We start from the raw sequence: 15,449 nt of genomic DNA on the forward strand, positions 1-15,449 counted from the left end.
GCCCGCACGACGGTCAGGCTGGGGCGATCGCCGCGTCGATCTCGTCGAGCACGGGGGCGTTCGGCTTGAACTTGCGGGCGAAGAACGCGCCCGACGCGAAGGCCCCCGGCAGGTCGGAGGAAACGAGCGGTTTTGGATGCGCGCCAAGGCCCGACCATTCCACGAAGCGCTTGTTGTCGCGGCAGAGTTTCAGGCCGGCCGTGTTGGCGAGGATCGTCTGGTAATAACACTCGTCCGGCCCGAAGCGCAGGCGCAGATGCTGTTGCAGGCGGCGGTGGTCGTCTGTCGGCTCCAGAAGCGCGCGCGCCGCGCGGCGGTTGGCGGCGAACCAATGCTCGCCGTAGAACAGATGAAACCGATCGTGAAACGGCGTCTTGCCCTGGAAGGGGAAGTAAGCGGTGTATCGACCGACGCGCAGCTTCGGCTTGCGGCGCAGGATCGGCAGCCACATCTGGAAGTTCAGGTAGAAGTTACGCTTCTCCTTTCGCGAGAAGTCGTTCTCCAGAAAGTCGAGCTTGGGGTTCCAGTCGCCGACGATTGTCGCGGCCGGCGTGTGACTCCCCAATTGGTGGATGTCGATGAAGGCGTCGCAATCGGTCGCCTCCAGTTCACGCAAGACCTCCGCCGCCGGCTTCACCGGGTAATCGGACGCGCTGAGAAGAAAGAACCAGTCGGGACCGCCATCCTCGTAAAGGAGTTTCAGGGCGGCGAGGAAGGACTCGACGACGCTCCACTTTCCCCAGCCCGTGGCGATGGAGGGCTGCACGAAGCGCACATTGGCGGGGAAAAGATCGGTGCTGAGTGCGCACTGACTGAAATCGTGATGGCAAACGATGGGCGGATCGTCGTACATCCGGTTGATCATGCGTGACAGCCGAAGCGCTTGTTCCGGATTCGCATGGGATACGATGACGAAGCCGACCTTACCGCTCATTATTCACCTTTAAACAGTAACCGTTGCCATCGTTCATACCGGAAGCGGGCCGTTGTGGAACCGCCCCGCCGCGTTAGGCGGGAACATACCCGGTCTTGACCGTTTCGGAAGATGCGCCCACCGCGTCTCCTTTCGATCCGCCCTGCATGCGCCTCGGATCGGGGAAGATGTGTTCGACGTGCGACGACGCCGAAGCGCTGGCTGGGGAGTGGCAAGGCGTAAGGGGCAGGTGGAAAGCGCGTCGGTCTTGACGCGAGCGTATGCGGTGGATGAGCCATGGCAGTGGAGAATCGGGGGGAAGCGGGACCGCGGACAAGCAATCTTGCCGTTTGGAGTCTTCGTGTCGTCGCGCTCATCGCTCTCCTGCCGCTCGGCTCGACGGGGTCCTTCGCCATGCCCTTCGCCACGCTGATCGTGGCGCTATGGTGCGGTTTCGCTTTTCTCCTGCCAGGGCGCTTCGGATGGGTCTCGGCCGCCGGGCTGACGGTGGCCGCGTTTCTGGCGATCTATGTTTTCCTGCAGGTTTTTCCCGAACTCTCGCCTTTTCCGCCGTCGCCGGTATGGGGGGCTGCTTCGGAACTCCTCGGCGTGTCCTTGAATGGGAGCACCTCCATCGCGCCCGGCCTCAGCCTCGCGGCTCTTCCCGTGATCCTGTCGCCGTTTCTGGTGTTTTCCGCCTCGCTGCATGTTCTCGACAGCGACGAGGCGAGCTTGCGCATGCTGCGCTTCTGCGGGCTCGTCGGGGCACTCGTCGCCTTCTTCGGGATCGCGCAGTTCGCGCTCTTCCCCGATACGCTGCTGATCTTCGAGAAGAAGGCTTACCTGGACAGCCTGACGGCGATCTTCGTCAACCGGAACTCCGCCGCGACCTTTCTCGGTTGCACGTTTCTGGTTCTGATCGGGTTCGCGATTTCCCTGCTCAAGGGTCGGCCGGTCTTCAAGACATTGGCAGCGCTTCCCTTAAAGAGCCGGAAAAGCGCGGAAGACTGGTCCCTCGCGATCCTGGTTCTGGCCGCCTCCGTCACGATCTTCGCGCTTTTCCTGACGACATCGAGAGCCGGCATCGGCTCGACGCTCGCGGCCTTCTGCTTCCTGATCCTTCTCATGAACGGCTTGGCGCCCTTGCGGGGACCCGCAACCTGGGGGCAGCGCCTGCGCCGGGCCTCCCTTGCGCTGGCACTCGCGGCCATCGGCTGCCTGTTCGCGCTGCTTCTGCTCGGTGGTCAGACCCTGCGGCGCGCCGAGCTTCGCGGCTTGGACGACGCCCGCTTCTGTTTTCTGCCGGGCATCTGGCGGGCGGCGGTCGAGGCGTGGCCTTTCGGCACCGGTGCCGGAACATTCGAACTCGCCTTTCTGCCGTTCCGCGATCCCGCCTGCGGCATCTACGGCGCTTTCGATAAGGCGCATAACTTCTATCTCGAGGGTCTCGTGACGCTCGGGATCGGCTTCGTGGCGGCGGCCGCCGTGGTCTATGCCATTCTGGTGACGGTCCTGCTTCGCGGCCTGGTCCGGCGGCGAAGGTTCGCCTTCGTGCCGGCGATCGGTTTGTCGCTTCTCCTCCTCCTCACCATGCACGATCTCGTGGATTTCTCGCTGCAGATCCCCGGCATCGCGATCTGGGTGGCGATCCTGATGGCCGCCACCTGCGGAACAGCGATGAGGCGCACGAAAAGCAGATCCGGCAGCGGAAAGCATCTCGATCCGGTGTCCGGTGATGCCCGCCCGAAAGCGTTGAACGTTGCGTAAAGATCCTCGCCGGTCAGCCGATCACATTTGTATAAAACGGCATTTTAAGAGTTAATGATGCATTGGGATGTGAATGGACATCCTTCGTATGCTCACTTAAATCGCTGCGGACTGATCGGCTTCGCGTTTGGACGCGGACGTGGCCGACTATTGTTTTGGAAGGGCCGCGCCGCTGCGAGGTGGACTGCGGGATTTGCGGGTTTCGTTTTCCGAAACGGAAACCGCTTCTGGGAGGGTTCGCCGTTGAAGTCCTATACAGGCTTGCTCGCCGTCGCTTCGTTGTCCGTGTCGTCCATTCTCGGCGCGGGCTGGACCGGCGCGGCCATGGCGCAGGAAGCGACCCCGGCCGCGATCGCCGCTCCGCCTGCCGCCCCGTCCGCCGCTCCGGTCAGCCAAGCGCCGGCCGTTTCCGCGACGCCTGATGCGACTGCCGCGCCGCAGGGGGAGGGCGCTGCCACAACCGCCGCCGCGCCCAACGGCGAGGGGCAGGTGATGGCGTCCTGCTTCCTTCCCCCCGCCGGTGCATCCATGGCGGAGGTCGATGCCTTTCTCGCCAACCCGCAGGATCTCGTGTCCCGCTGGGGCACGGACAATGTGACGCTGTCGAACAAGGTTCGGTCCCTTGCCGGCAGCGATAAGCGCGCCATCGACGCCTTGATCGCCTTGTCCAAGGAAGTCAGCGTGGATCGGGCGGGCGCCATCGGCGCAGGGCTCGGGCGGGCGGCTTTCGGCTGCGTGCGGACCAGCCCCGAATATGCCGCGCTGATCCAGGCCAAGGTTGCCGAGCTTGCCACGGCGCCCTTGATGACGGCCTTTGTCGCCGCTTCCAACGACATGCAGGTGGCCGCGCTCGGCGCCGGCGGAGGTGGCGGCGGAGCGGCCGCGGCGGGCCTGACGGGCTCGGGAAATGCCGGTCCGTTCAGCGCGGGTCTCGGCGGCGACGAGGTCGTGCCGACGACGGTCGAAACCTACTCGCTTTCCGGCGGGCGTTCCATTTCTGTCGACAACGACGGAGATAATGATACTGTGCGCATCATTGTCATCAGAGATGGTGACGACGGCTGCGATGCCAGCATCAGCCCGTTTTGTGTGAACTGACGGGTCGGCTGGGGTCGTAACTCGACCGCAGCGACGGGTGCGATCGGGAGCCGTATCTGATCGGAGTCCACTATGCTTCACGGCCCTCAGTCCCCCAACATGCGCTATTCAGGGGAAGGGGACGGAGCAGGCGAAGGGCAACTGATCGATATCGACCGGATATTGGCGGCGGCACGCCGCCAATGGCGTCTGGTCGCCGCATTGGCCGTTTTGGGCGGACTCCTGGGCGCGGCCTATGTGTCGACGGCTACCCCTCTCTACACCTCCTCCGGCAGCGTGCTGATCGATAAGAGCAGCAATCGTATCGTCAACGAACTCGCCCTGTCCGAAGAACAGACGTCGAGCCTGACCGACGAGATCGCCATCGCCAGCCAGGCCGAGGTGATGCGCTCCGAGCAGCTCGCCGCCAAGGTCGCGAAGGCTCTCGGTTTGCCCGAGAACGAGGCCTTCCTGTCGCCGTCACGCTCGCTTCTGAGCAAGGCGAAGAGCTTTGTCGTTTCCCTCGTGAACGTTTCGAGCTGGTTCTCCAGTGACGAGAAGCCCGAGGTGGCCGAAGACAAGGTGCGTCAGGCCACCAGCATCCTCATCCGGAACCTGACGGTCAGCCGCGTCGGCGGCACCACGGTTCTTTCCATCGGCTATACCTCGCCCGATCCGCAGCTTTCGGCCAAGATCGCGCAGACCTATGCCGAAACCTATATCGTCGATCAGCTCGACTCGAAGTTCGAAGCGACGCGCCGGGCCGGCGGCTGGCTGCAGGGCCGGATCGAGGAACTGCGCCAGCGCTCCATCTCGTCCGATCAGGCGGTGCAGAAGTTCCGGGCGGACAACGGTCTCATCACGACGGACGGGAAGCTGATCAGCGAGCAGCAGCTCACCGCCCTCAACACCCAGTTGACCAGCGCGCAGTCGGATGCCGCTGCCGCGCAGGCCCGCTACGACAGCATCAAGCGCCTCGTCGACAGCGGCGACGTCAATTCCGTCGTGTCGGAGTCCATCAGCAATACCGTGGTCAGCGCGCTGCGCACGAAGTATCTCGATTCCTCCAAGCGCGAAGGCGAGATTTCCAACCGGCTCGGCCCCAACCATCAGCAGGCCGTGCGGCTGCGTGCCGAAATGGCGGAATATGCCCGCCTGATGTTCGGCGAACTCAGCCGTCTGGCCGGCAGCTACGAGAACGATCTTCAGGTCGCCAAGGCGAAGGAAGCGTCGGCGCAGGCGGCGGTTCAGTCCGCGCTCGGCGTCAGCGCCGATGCCAACAACCTTCAGGTGGAACTGCGCGAACTCGAGCGTGAAGCCGAGACCTACCGCAATCTCTACCAGACCTTCCTCCAGCGTTATCAGCAGGCGATCCAGCAGCAATCCTTCCCGATCACGGAAGCGCGGATCATTTCCGCCGCTTACCCGGCGGACAAGCCGAGCAAGCCGAACAAGTCGCTGATCCTGGCGCTTGCCGTGTTCCTGGGCGCTGCGGTGGGTGCCGCGCTCGGTGGTTACCGCGAGTTCCGCGACCGCTTCTTCCGCACCGGCGACGAGGTTCGCGACGAACTCGGCATCGAGCTTCTCGGCATGGTTCCGGCCGTGCGCAACGTGAAGCCGAACCCGATGTCGAGCGAGGAGATCCGTCAGGCAAGCGGCTGGCGCGCCATCACGCCGGTCACCAACCTGCCGCGCTACGCGACGGAAAATCCGCTTTCCTCCTTCGCCGAAACGCTGCGCAGCGCCAAGATCGCCGCCGATCTCACCATCGACCGCAAGGGGGCGAAGGTCATCGGCGTCATCTCCATGCTGCCGGGGGAGGGGAAGACCACGATCTCGGCCAATCTCGGTTCGCTCCTGGCCGTTCAAGGCAACCGTACGCTTTTGATCGACGCCGACCTGCGCAATCCCGGCCTGACGAAGTCTCTCGCCGTGCAGCCGGAAATCGGTCTTCAGGAGATGATCCTGAACCGGCGCCCGTTGGAAGAGGCAGTGCTTTCCGACCGGGAAACCGGGATGGTCTTCCTTCCGGTGTCGGCCAAGCAGCGCATCCTCCATACGTCCGAGCTTCTGGGCTCGGATGCGACGGCGCAGATGCTTTCGGACGCCGCCAAGAGGTTCGACTACGTCATCGTCGATCTCCCGCCGCTCGGACCGATCGTCGATGTGCGCGCGATCGCCCACAACATCGACGCCTTCGTTCTGGTGATCGAATGGGGCGCGACGAGCCGGCGGCTCGTTCGCGACGCGTTGCGGACCCATCCGCTCGTGATGGAGAAGTGCTTCGGCGTGATCCTCAACAATGTCGACAACGACAAGATGAAGCTCTACCGCGAGTTCGGTTCGCACGAGTTCTACAGCAACCGCTACAACAGCTACTACACCGAGAACGCCTGACTTGCGCGTTCTGGGCGCGCTGGTCGGTCTCTTGGTGGCGGTCGCCTCGGCGGCCTTGTCCGCCCGGTCCCTGGCGGAGGTCGTCGCCCTGGAACGCAACGGGAGCGCGGCCGAGCTTCGTTCGGATATCGAAAGCGATACGGGCGGGATCGGCGGCGTTCTGCATGCAGCGAACCGCTGCGGAGCGTTCCGCGAGAGCGTTGCGGTGAAACGCGCCCTCGACGACCTCGGCAAGGCCAATGCGGCCGTCGATTACGACAACTGGCTGGCGAAGCTGCAGGCGGCGAATGCGGGTTTCGAACGGGCGCTCGGCTGCCTGCCGGGGGATGGCGCGCTTTGGGCCGAGCGGGCGCTCCTGATGCGGGAAGTCGCCGTGGCCCCGTCATCCATCACTGGGACCCTGGAACTGTCGCACCGGCTCTCGCCCGGCATGTCGACGGCGATCCTCCCGCGCGTGGCGGCGTGGCTCGCCCTGCCGCCCGCCGTCGCGCTCGATCCGCCGGCAACGGAGGCGAGAAACCGCGATATCGACCTGTTCGTGCTCCAGGCCCGACCCGCCATGCTGGCATCGGTCATCCGCAACGCCCCGCGACCCGTCTCAATGGAACTCACCGCGCTCTACCGCAAAGCCTCCACGAAGCGCGTGGCGGATGTCGACTACGCCCTGCACCAATACGATCTCGCCCGCCCCGCCCCGGTGCGGATCAACCCGTCGTCGGGCACGTCATCCCTTTTCGACCTTCTGAACCGACCCCCTGAGCTGAAGTAGCGGCCTGTCCGCGATGTTCTGAACACGGGATGGCGCCGAGCGGGCAGCTGGGCACAACGCCCGCTGCGAAAAGCAGACGTGATACCGTCAAAACAGCGCAGAAAGGCCGGTTGCATCGCGACAAGCGCCCACCCATGCGAAACTCATCCCAGCGTTCCGTCTTAAAGGCCGCCTGACGCGTATTCTTCGAGATGGGAGCAGAACTTCGCGCCAGGCAAAGTTCGCCTGCGCCGCGCGCTCATGATCGCGTACGACTTCCAGATCCAAAGATATCGGGAGATCGGCGTTGGCGTTATCTGAAGGAGCGTCGCAGAAAGACCCGTCAGCAAGTCGCCGATGGCCAAGAGTTGCACGATCGGACTTTGGTTGCGACGGCAAACGCGCAGCACGTACGTCCGATATGTTGAAGTGGCGCGCTGGTCAGAACGAAACTGAGGACATCTATATCATTGAAATTAGTATAAAAAGGCGTAGTCACTTCATCTGCCGCTTGGTGTTGAAAGTAGTCCGCAGCCGCCGCCTGCGCGGCAGTGACCTTACTGTGAAAGCCAAGCTCGCCGCGACGCTTGGCGTATCGCGAACGCCCACGCGGGACAGCTTCGTCATTTGCTCCGCCACCTCATCGCATTCGCGGTGACGGCCTCCCAGCCGAAGTCGCGGGTCGGCCAGTTCTGTGGCGCGGCTTAATGCATGCTGTCGGGATTGGTAGTCTTGTCCCAATGCGACGGAGCGGAAAACACAAGTGCACGCAGGTCGATGGGTACGGCGCTGCCGTCCAACCGGGTTTCGCCCTTCGCCGCAGCCAACGCGAACCTCGCCATGCGCTCACCGGCAAGCGCCATGTTCTCCGGCGATTGCGTTGCGAGCTGATGGGGGCCGTGGAAGACGAAGATGTCCTTCAGGCCCTTCGTGCGGTTCAGCGCGCCGAGGCTGCCTTCCAGCCCTTCCACATAGTCCCAGGTACCCTTGACGATCTGCAGCGCCGGCCAGCTTGTGACGCCTGCTGCGACGTCGCCATCGGGATAGTAAGTCGTCGAGAACTCCTCGCGCAGCGCCGCCTCGATCATGTCGTGACCTTTGACGCGCGTGCCGAGGCCGCCGGCGTTCGGGCCGTAGAGGATCGCTCCCTTGATGTTGGTGCGGCGGAGCGCCGGGCCACAGGTGCCGCCGGGCATATCGCGGTCGCAAGTCTCGACGAAGTTCTTGTGCATGGCATAGGCGACGGCGTAAGAGCCGCGCGAGTAGCCCATGAGGACGATCGGCATCGCCGCGATATCGGCGCCGTCCATGACGGTCGAGGCGGCCTGCGGGCCCTCCAGGGTCACCCCGTCCGGTCCCATCGCCCGCATCCCTTGGCCGGATGCCAACTGCTCGAACTCGCGCGCCATATCTTTGGCCTGCTCGGCCGTGTTGAAGCCGTTCTGCCCGCCTGAGAGGCCGTTGCCGCGCCGATCGGTGACGAGGATGTCGAAACCCGCCTTATGGAACGCATGGGCGAAGCCGCGCCAATGGCGCATGCCGGGCTCCTCCGACAGGCCGTCCGGCTTCTCGTTCAGAACATACTTGCCGCTCGCCTCGTCGCGCGCGACGGGCACCGAACTTGGGTCGTCCAGCGCGGTGATCTCGTTGCCGCCGCCGTTGTTCATCACGACGAGCGCGCGCTCCCGCTGACCTTCGCCGGGCGCGATGCCGTCGCCTCGGATGTACCAGCCACGCAACTTGATCTCGCCATTGGTCTTGAGGTGGACCCGCTCATAGGCGTCGCGCGGCGCGATGAACTCGACCACGAAGGTCTGGCCATCGGCGCTCGCGATCGGCTCGCCGTAGGGCGCCTTGCCGAAGTCCGCCGGGCGGCGGATGGCGGCGAGATCGACCTCGCCCTCGGGATCGATCTTCCCCCTGGTGCCGACCGTACCCGTTTCGCGTGTCTCGACGCGGGCAAAGCCCTTGGCGCCCTTGCGGGCCGCCGCCGCGCAGGCCTCGTCCGCCTTGCACGCCTGCCAGCGCTCGTGAATCTTCGCGTCGGTGAACTCGGCGGCGTAGAAGTCACCGGCGTAGTCGTCCGGCACGAGTTGGTTCAGCGACATGAAGGGCTGGCAGACGCCGGCTGTGTCGCGATAGCCGGGAAGATCGGTGTTGCGGTCGTAGTTGACGTGAGCCGTACAGTCGGGCGCGGGCGTCCCCGGATTCACGACCGGCGCTCCCTGCGCTCCCTGCGCTCCCGTAATGCCCGCCAGTACGGCCAGGCTCGCTGCTACCGAAGTTCGACGCATCCCGTACCTCCTAGTCTCACGAAGCGACGCCGCCATTCTGCACAGAGGCGAAGAGATCGTCAGGCCCCCTGATTGTTGGGAGCGACGCCGGCAGATGCGAGCTACTGCGCGGACTGAACTGGCGCGGGCTCAGCTGGCGAAACCTCCAGCCGCCGCTCGGCGATCCAGTCCCATAGCCCCTGGTCGTTGAGCGCAGCCGCCTCGACTGCCTCGTGGCTCGTGTTCTCGAAGACGGTCAGACGAGCGTCGCGCTTCAAGGCCTTCAATCGTTCGTAGAGCACGACCGAGTCCGATAGCGGAATGACCTCGTCGTCGGTCCCGTGGAAGATCCAGAAGGCGGCCTTCTCGTTCGCGCGGTTGAGATAGTGGCGATTGCCGCCGCCCGCGATCGGCACCACTGCAGCGAAGGTCTCGGGATACTGCTCGGCCATGGCCCAGGCCGCGAAGGCGCCTCGGCTGTAGCCCATCACGATAATGAGGGATCGATCGACGCGGTGGCCGGCCACGACCTCGTCCAGCGCCGCCTTCACCGTCTCGATCGGATAGAGCAGTTCCTCGCTCGGGTTCTGCGGTGAGAACACGAGGTAGGGCACCTCGCGCCCCGTCTCGATCAGCGCGGGCAGGCCGCTGGCGCGCACCTTCTCCACGTTGCTGCCGCCCTGGTCGCCGCCGTGCAGCCAGACGATCAGCGGATAGGTCTCGTTCGACGTCTCGTAGCCGGCCGGAACGGAGAGCAGGTAGTTCAGGTCCGCCGGGATCGTGGCCGCTGAGTGGGCCGCCGTCTGTTCGCCAAGGGCCGGCACGGCGCAGAGACCGAGGGCGGCTGCCAGGGCGAGCGAGGCGATGGTGATGCGCATGATCGTCGATCCTTCTTGTGGGCACGAACGCTTGCCGTGCGAGTCCCTGCCTCAGGCGGGCAGCACGGTCGCGACGATGCTGCGATCCAGCGCCTCGTAGTCGTAGTAGCGGATGGTCTCGTAGAGTTCGGCGCGGGTCTGCATCCGGTCCAGCAGCGAGACCGGGGTGCCTTCGGCCGCCAAGCGGGCGTAGAGTTCGCCTTGCGCCTTGGCCGCGACGCGCAGCGAGGTGACGGGCCAGATCACCATGGCGTAGCCGAGGTCCTGGAACTCTTGTGCCGTCAGGGCGGGCGTGCGGCCGAACTCCGTCATGTTGGCGAGCAGCTTCACGTCGGGCAGGCGGCTTGCGACCTCGCGGAACATCTCGACCGAGGTCAGCGCCTCCGGGAAGATCGCGTCGGCGCCCGCCTCGAGATAGAGCTTCGCACGCGCGACCGCTCCTTCGATCCCCTCGCTCGCGGCGGCGTCCGTGCGTGCGATGACCACGAGGTCGCGCGATGCGCGTTTGGCGGCGTTGACCTTCGCGGCCATGTCCGTCGGCGCGGCAAGCTGCTTGTCGTTGAGGTGGCCGCATTTCTTCGGCAGCAACTGGTCCTCGATCTGCACGGCGCCGGCGCCCGCGTCCTCGAAGGATCGCACCATGTGCATGACGTTCAGCGCCTCGCCGTAGCCCGTGTCGCCGTCCGCCAGGAGCGGCAGGCCGGAGGCGCGGGCGATCTGACGAATGAAGAAGCTCATGTCCTCCACGGTGAGGATGCCGAGGTCGGGCAGGCCCATGGAGGCGCTCACCGCCGCGCCCGAGAGATAGAGCGCCTCGAAGCCGGCGTCGCGTGCCTGGATCGCCGCGAGCCCGTTGTGCGCGCCGGGGATGCCGAGGATCTCCGGGCGATCGATCAGCGCGCCGAAGCGCGAGCCTGCGGACTGCCGGGGAAGGTCGGCGGCGACGAGATAGGTCATGGGATCGGGTCCTTGGACGTCAGGTCTCGCTGTCGGCCATATGCGCGACACGCTTGCGCAGGCGCGGCGCGATCAGGGGCACGAGCAGCACGGCCAGCGCCACGAGCCAGATGGCGACGGCGACCGGCGACTGAAAAAGGATGGCCGGGTTTCCGTCCGACAGCGACATGGCCTGGCGCAGGTTGTCCTCGAACAGGCGTGCCAGCACGAAGGCGATGAGGAGCGGGATCAGCGGAAAGCCGACCTTGCGCATGACATAGGCGAGAATGCCCAGGAGCACCGTCAGCACGAGTTCGAACGGCGAGTTCGTCGCGGCATAGACACCCGCAAAAGAGAGGCCAAGGATGCCGGGGAAGAGGATCCAGTAGGGAACCAGCAGCAGCCGGGCGAAGAGGCCGACCAGCGGCAGGTTCAGGACGAGAAGCATGATGTTGCCGATGTACATCGACGCGATCAGGCCCCAGGCGATCTCGGGTCGCTGGGTGAAGAGCAGCGGGCCCGGCGTCACGGAGTACATCATCAGCGCGCCGAGCAGCACGGCGGTGGTTCCCGAGCCGGGAATGCCGAGCGCAAGCATCGGCACCATCGAGGCCGTCTGCGCGGCGTTGTCGGCCGTCTCGGGCGAGGCGAGCCCGCGCATGTCGCCTTTGCCGAACGTGCCCCGGTCCGAGATGCGCTTCTCCACGGTATAGGCCAGCGCGGACGAGACGGCGGCGCCCGTGGCGGGCAGGATGCCGAGGAAGAAGCCGAGCCCGGTCGCCCGCAGCATCGCCGGGATGCAGGCGCGGATCTCGGACCACTTCAGGCGCTCTCCGCCGGAATAGTTCGTCACCGTTCCCGAGCGCAGCCCCTCTGCCACGACCAGGATCTCGCTCACCGCGAAGAGGCCGATGGTCAAGGTGGTGAAGTCGACACCGCCCAGAAGCTCCAGCGAGCCGAAGGTGAAGCGCTCGATCCCCGATCCGCCATCGATGCCGACGATCGCGAGAAGCAGGCCGAGGGCGATCGCGGCCCAGGTCTTGGCTGGCCGCGCCTCGCCGATCGTGGCGAGCAGCGTGAAGGACAGAGTCATCAGAGCGACGTATTCGGCCGGGCCGAAGGTCACGGCGATGCGGGCGAGGGGGACGGCCAGGAAGCTGAGGAGCACGACGGTCAGCGTGCCGCCGACGAAACTGCCGATACCGCTGATGGCGAGCGCCGCGGCACCGCGCCCCTTCTGCGCCAGCGGGAACCCGTCCAGCGTCGTCATCACGAGGCCGGGGTCGCCGGGGATGTTGAGAAGGATCGACGAGATTCGCCCGCCGTAGCCCGAGCCGTAGTAGATGCCGGCGAGCAGGATCAGCGCGCTTTCCGGCGGCAGGCCGAGCGCGAAGCAGAGCGGCAGGAGAAGCACGATCGAGTTGATCGGGCCGATGCCCGGCAGCGCGCCGACGGCGGTGCCGAGCGCCGCGCCGAGGAGCGCAAGGAGGAGGTTGAAGGGCGTGAGCGCGACGGAGAAGCCGTAGGCGAGCGAGGCGAGAGCGTCCATGGTTTCACATCCCCAGCGGGCCGCGCGGCAGGCCGAGGCCGAGCCCGAGGTCGATCAGCGCGAAGATTACCAAGGCCAGAGCCACCGCGCCGACGAGGGAAGGGAGCGGCCGTCCCTTGAACGCGAGCGCGCAGAGGAAGCCGAGGATGGCGGTGGCCGGAACGAAGCCGAGGGGAATCAGGATGAAGGGGTAGATCAGGGAGGCGACGGCCACGAGAAGGATCCGGCCGTAGTCCCCGACCTCCCAAGCCATCGCCGTCGGCCTGAGAGCGATCGAGGCCCCGCAGACGAGGAGGATCAGGCCGACGATGACGGGGAAGGCCTTGGGTCCCACCGGATCGGCCGCGAAGGCGACCTTGAGGCTGACGCCGTGCCAGACCGCCCCGATGCCGAGAAGAAGGACGGCAAACCCGCTGATGCGGTCGAAGATCGCGCTCGCGGCCATCGGCTCACTTCCCGCTCGTGGGCAGGCCGACCTCGGTGGCGAGGGTGCGGAAGTCCTGGGTACGCTTCTTGGCGAAGGCGTCGAACTCGGGCCCGACGAGGTCGTATTCGAAGAGGCCCTGCTCGGTGCGTGCCTTCTGCCATTCGGGGTTGGCGTTCAGCTTCGTGAGGGCGTCCGTCCAATAGGCGTATTCCGCATCCTTGATGCCCGGAGGCGCGTAGAAGCCGCGCACGATCGGCCATTCCACGTCGTAGCCGGCCTCCTTGGCGGTGGGCACGTCCGCATAGGCGCCCGGCAGGCGCTCGGCCGAGAAGGTGGCGAGCACACGGATCTCGCCGGCCTCGAGCTGGCCGAGCATTTCCGACGCGTCGCCGGGCAGCGCCTCGATCGTGCCGCCGAGCAGCGCCGCCAGGGCCTCGCCGCCGCCCTCGTAGGACAGGTAGCGCATGCCCTTTGGATCGACGCCGGCGGCCTTGGCGACGAGCGCGGGCTTCATCCAGTCCTGGCGGCCGACCGTGCCGCCGGCCCCGATCGCCACCGAGGAGACGTTCTGCTTCAGGGCCGCGACGAAGTCCTCCATCGTCTTGAAGCGGCTGTCCTTGCGCACGGCGAGGACCCCGTAGTCGGCGCCTACGGCGCCGAGCCAACGGACGTCGTTCTCGGAGAAGCGCCCGAACTTGCCCTGCGCGAGGTTCACCCAGGAGCCCGTGGAAACGGCGACGATCACGTTGGGGTCATTGCGCCGCTGGGCCTGGATCATGTTGTAGGCGACCGCGCCGATGCCGCCCGGCATGTTGGTGGTGCGGATCGTCGGCTCCACGATGCCGAGCTCGTTGAGCTTCTGCGAGGTCAGGCGGCAGGTCAGGTCGAAGCCGCCGCCAGGTGCCGCCGGGGCGACGCATTCCGGGTTGCGGGGCTGGAACTCCTGCGCCACGGCCGCGCCCGAAACCAGAAGGGTAGCTGCCGTCAGCCAGTGAACATGTCTCATTGCGAACCGTCCTCCCAAACGATGCTCTGAAAAAGTGTCGACAAAATTTCCTTGAACGGAAGGAAATGCATCCATAAAATCTAGTTTTTAGGAAATATGTCGACAGATTATTATTCCCCCTGGCCATCCGATCATGAGGGCGCATGCGTTCGAACCAGTCCGCGTCGATCTATGAGAAGCTCAGCCGTGCGATCCTGCAGGGCGACATCCCTCCGGGTGCGAAATTGAGCGAGCCGGCGCTCGCCGAACAACTTCAGGTCAGCCGCGCTCCGGTGCGCGAGGCGATCCGCCGTCTTCAGGAGCGGGGGATCGTCACGCATGTGCCCAACCAGGGTGTGCGCGTCGTATCGCCCAGCCTCGATGAGTTCCTGGCGATCCTCGACGTGCGGGAGGCACTGGAGGCGATGGCGTGCCGACTGGCAGCCACGAACATGAACGATGGTGCGATCACCGAACTGCAGGAGATCGTGGCCATGCACGGACATGCCCTCGAGGCGGATCCGGCCGGTCCGTATCTGCAACAGGATTTCGACACAGACTTCCATGTCCGTGTCGGCCGCGGCTGCGGCAATCCGGTGCTGACCGATCTCCTCTGCGACCAGTTCTACCCTCGGCTCAAGCTCTGCCGCGCCCGGCATAGGTCGGTGAAGGGGCGGGGCCTCGCCGCCTGGAAAGAGCATGGACGGATCATGGAGGCGCTGGCCGAGCGCGATCCAGACTCCGCCGAGTTCACCATGCGCCGTCACGTGAAAGCCGCAAGAGCAGCCTTGATCGCCGCGACATCCCCGCGTCATCAGTACTGACCTGCGGGATGCGTCGCCGATCTAAATCCCCGACAACCACCATCGTGCGCAGACGAGCCTGAGAAACTTGTCCCCGGCCGAGTTCGCGGAAAACCCATGAAAGCCCGAGAACTCCCATGACACCTGGGCCAAAATCCGGGTCAGGACCAAGTCTTCCAAGCATCGGATCCGAACCGGTTTATCCGGCGGGGCAGGACAGAAGCTGCCGCGGAACACGGCAACGTACTTTCCACTGATGCGTGCCCTGATCACGTCCCCGTCGGTCACGCTGCATGCAGCGATATCGCTGGGGCGACCAATGTCCTCGCCCTGCCAGGTGAGCAGGTCGATGTCCATGCCAGCCCGCTTCCCACGAGTGCCGTGAGGGCGGCTGTCGCGCTTCCCGTCGTGGTGTTTGATCCCAGGCTTTGATGGTGCAGGTTTTTCACGGGAGTGGAAGGAGGCACTATGGGCCAGGTTCACGCCCTGCGAGTTCATCTGCAAACAATGGACAATCGAACCCAAAAGATTCATGATCGATCCAATCCATCAAATGCCGGGACTGAACACTCAGAGGCCGTCGAGTTCGCCACGCTTGAATGGATCGACTGGTTCAACAACCGACGATTGCTCGAGCCGATCGGCAACATCCCGCCCGTCGAAGCGGAAGAAGCCTACTACGCCCAGCTCTGAGAC

13 protein-coding genes and 1 pseudogene are annotated in these 15,449 nt (G+C 65.3%); 6 read left to right on the plus strand and 8 right to left on the minus strand.

Annotated elements, in window-relative coordinates; translation table 11 throughout:
* Positions 1 to 13 precede the first annotated feature (13 nt).
* Positions 14 to 934 (minus strand): beta-1,6-N-acetylglucosaminyltransferase, encoded by a 921-nt coding sequence (locus F9929_RS03930; protein WP_152045252.1) that lies wholly within the window; start codon positions 932 to 934, stop codon positions 14 to 16.
* Between the two features lie 276 nt (positions 935 to 1,210).
* Here F9929_RS03930 and F9929_RS03935 point away from each other — a divergent pair, with 276 nt between their 5' ends.
* The 4 genes from F9929_RS03935 (at position 1,211) to F9929_RS03950 (ending at position 6,923) form a co-directional block, all read left to right on the plus strand.
* On the plus strand, positions 1,211 to 2,680 hold the full coding sequence (locus tag F9929_RS03935) for an O-antigen ligase family protein (RefSeq protein ID WP_152045253.1): 1,470 nt from the start codon (positions 1,211 to 1,213) through the stop codon (positions 2,678 to 2,680).
* A gap of 243 nt (positions 2,681 to 2,923) precedes the next feature.
* Complete coding sequence (locus F9929_RS03940) at positions 2,924 to 3,778, plus strand: hypothetical protein (protein ID WP_152045254.1); 855 nt, start codon at positions 2,924 to 2,926, stop codon at positions 3,776 to 3,778.
* Positions 3,779 to 3,850: 72 nt separating this feature from the next.
* A complete protein-coding gene (locus tag F9929_RS03945; protein WP_235919013.1) occupies positions 3,851 to 6,154 on the plus strand; it encodes a polysaccharide biosynthesis tyrosine autokinase in 2,304 nt (767 codons plus the stop codon).
* A gap of 1 nt (position 6,155) precedes the next feature.
* Positions 6,156 to 6,923, plus strand: coding sequence for a hypothetical protein (locus tag F9929_RS03950; RefSeq protein WP_152045255.1), 768 nt, complete (start codon positions 6,156 to 6,158; stop codon positions 6,921 to 6,923).
* Positions 6,924 to 7,606: 683 nt separating this feature from the next.
* Here F9929_RS03950 and F9929_RS03955 read toward each other — a convergent pair.
* The 6 genes from F9929_RS03955 to F9929_RS03980 form a co-directional block, all read right to left on the minus strand.
* Positions 7,607 to 9,196 carry an alpha/beta fold hydrolase gene (locus F9929_RS03955; protein WP_152045256.1) on the minus strand — a complete coding sequence of 530 codons (1,590 nt, stop codon included), beginning with the start codon at positions 9,194 to 9,196 and terminating at the stop codon, positions 7,607 to 7,609.
* A 101-nt stretch (positions 9,197 to 9,297) separates the two neighbouring features.
* Positions 9,298 to 10,053: a carboxylesterase family protein gene (locus tag F9929_RS03960; RefSeq protein ID WP_152045257.1), complete on the minus strand. Its 756-nt coding sequence runs from the start codon at positions 10,051 to 10,053 to the stop codon at positions 9,298 to 9,300.
* Between the two features lie 51 nt (positions 10,054 to 10,104).
* On the minus strand, positions 10,105 to 11,010 hold the full coding sequence (gene prpB, locus F9929_RS03965) for a methylisocitrate lyase (RefSeq protein ID WP_152045258.1): 906 nt from the start codon (positions 11,008 to 11,010) through the stop codon (positions 10,105 to 10,107).
* A gap of 19 nt (positions 11,011 to 11,029) precedes the next feature.
* Positions 11,030 to 12,538, minus strand: a complete 1,509-nt coding sequence (locus F9929_RS03970; protein ID WP_152045259.1) for a tripartite tricarboxylate transporter permease — start codon at positions 12,536 to 12,538, stop codon at positions 11,030 to 11,032.
* A 4-nt stretch (positions 12,539 to 12,542) separates the two neighbouring features.
* The gene (locus tag F9929_RS03975; RefSeq protein WP_152045260.1) at positions 12,543 to 12,983 is read right to left on the minus strand and encodes a tripartite tricarboxylate transporter TctB family protein; all 441 of its coding nucleotides are present in this window, start codon (positions 12,981 to 12,983) and stop codon (positions 12,543 to 12,545) included.
* A 4-nt stretch (positions 12,984 to 12,987) separates the two neighbouring features.
* Complete coding sequence (locus F9929_RS03980; RefSeq protein ID WP_152045261.1) at positions 12,988 to 13,971, minus strand: Bug family tripartite tricarboxylate transporter substrate binding protein; 984 nt, start codon at positions 13,969 to 13,971, stop codon at positions 12,988 to 12,990.
* Positions 13,972 to 14,114: 143 nt separating this feature from the next.
* Here F9929_RS03980 and F9929_RS03985 point away from each other — a divergent pair, with 143 nt between their 5' ends.
* The gene (locus F9929_RS03985; protein WP_152045262.1) at positions 14,115 to 14,774 is read left to right on the plus strand and encodes a GntR family transcriptional regulator; all 660 of its coding nucleotides are present in this window, start codon (positions 14,115 to 14,117) and stop codon (positions 14,772 to 14,774) included.
* 21 nt (positions 14,775 to 14,795) lie between these two features.
* Here F9929_RS03985 and F9929_RS03990 read toward each other — a convergent pair whose 3' ends face one another.
* Positions 14,796 to 15,110, minus strand: coding sequence for a hypothetical protein (locus F9929_RS03990; protein WP_152045263.1), 315 nt, complete (start codon positions 15,108 to 15,110; stop codon positions 14,796 to 14,798).
* 207 nt (positions 15,111 to 15,317) lie between these two features.
* Between F9929_RS03990 and F9929_RS24855 the strand changes: the two are divergent.
* Positions 15,318 to 15,446, plus strand: a pseudogene (locus tag F9929_RS24855) (IS3 family transposase); the annotation flags it as partial.
* Positions 15,447 to 15,449 lie beyond the last annotated feature (3 nt).

Origin of the sequence: Aureimonas psammosilenae, from assembly GCF_009176975.1 — a bacterium.
Classification (GTDB): Bacteria; Pseudomonadota; Alphaproteobacteria; order Rhizobiales; family Rhizobiaceae; genus Plantimonas; species Plantimonas psammosilenae.

What these genes read in the sequence shown, in the direction of transcription:
- F9929_RS03930 (WP_152045252.1), bottom strand. Translation starts at nt 934, where the DNA reads ATGAGCGGTAAGGTCGGCTTCGTCATCGTATCCCATGCGAATCCGGAA.
- F9929_RS03935 (WP_152045253.1), top strand. Translation starts at nt 1,211, where the DNA reads ATGGCAGTGGAGAATCGGGGGGAAGCGGGACCGCGGACAAGCAATCTT.
- F9929_RS03945 (WP_235919013.1), top strand. Translation starts at nt 3,851, where the DNA reads ATGCTTCACGGCCCTCAGTCCCCCAACATGCGCTATTCAGGGGAAGGG.
- F9929_RS03955 (WP_152045256.1), bottom strand. Translation starts at nt 9,196, where the DNA reads ATGCGTCGAACTTCGGTAGCAGCGAGCCTGGCCGTACTGGCGGGCATT.
- F9929_RS03960 (WP_152045257.1), bottom strand. Translation starts at nt 10,053, where the DNA reads ATGCGCATCACCATCGCCTCGCTCGCCCTGGCAGCCGCCCTCGGTCTC.
- prpB (WP_152045258.1), bottom strand. Translation starts at nt 11,010, where the DNA reads ATGACCTATCTCGTCGCCGCCGACCTTCCCCGGCAGTCCGCAGGCTCG.
- F9929_RS03970 (WP_152045259.1), bottom strand. Translation starts at nt 12,538, where the DNA reads ATGGACGCTCTCGCCTCGCTCGCCTACGGCTTCTCCGTCGCGCTCACG.
- F9929_RS03975 (WP_152045260.1), bottom strand. Translation starts at nt 12,983, where the DNA reads ATGGCCGCGAGCGCGATCTTCGACCGCATCAGCGGGTTTGCCGTCCTT.
- F9929_RS03980 (WP_152045261.1), bottom strand. Translation starts at nt 13,971, where the DNA reads ATGAGACATGTTCACTGGCTGACGGCAGCTACCCTTCTGGTTTCGGGC.
- F9929_RS03985 (WP_152045262.1), top strand. Translation starts at nt 14,115, where the DNA reads ATGCGTTCGAACCAGTCCGCGTCGATCTATGAGAAGCTCAGCCGTGCG.
- F9929_RS03990 (WP_152045263.1), bottom strand. Translation starts at nt 15,110, where the DNA reads ATGGACATCGACCTGCTCACCTGGCAGGGCGAGGACATTGGTCGCCCC.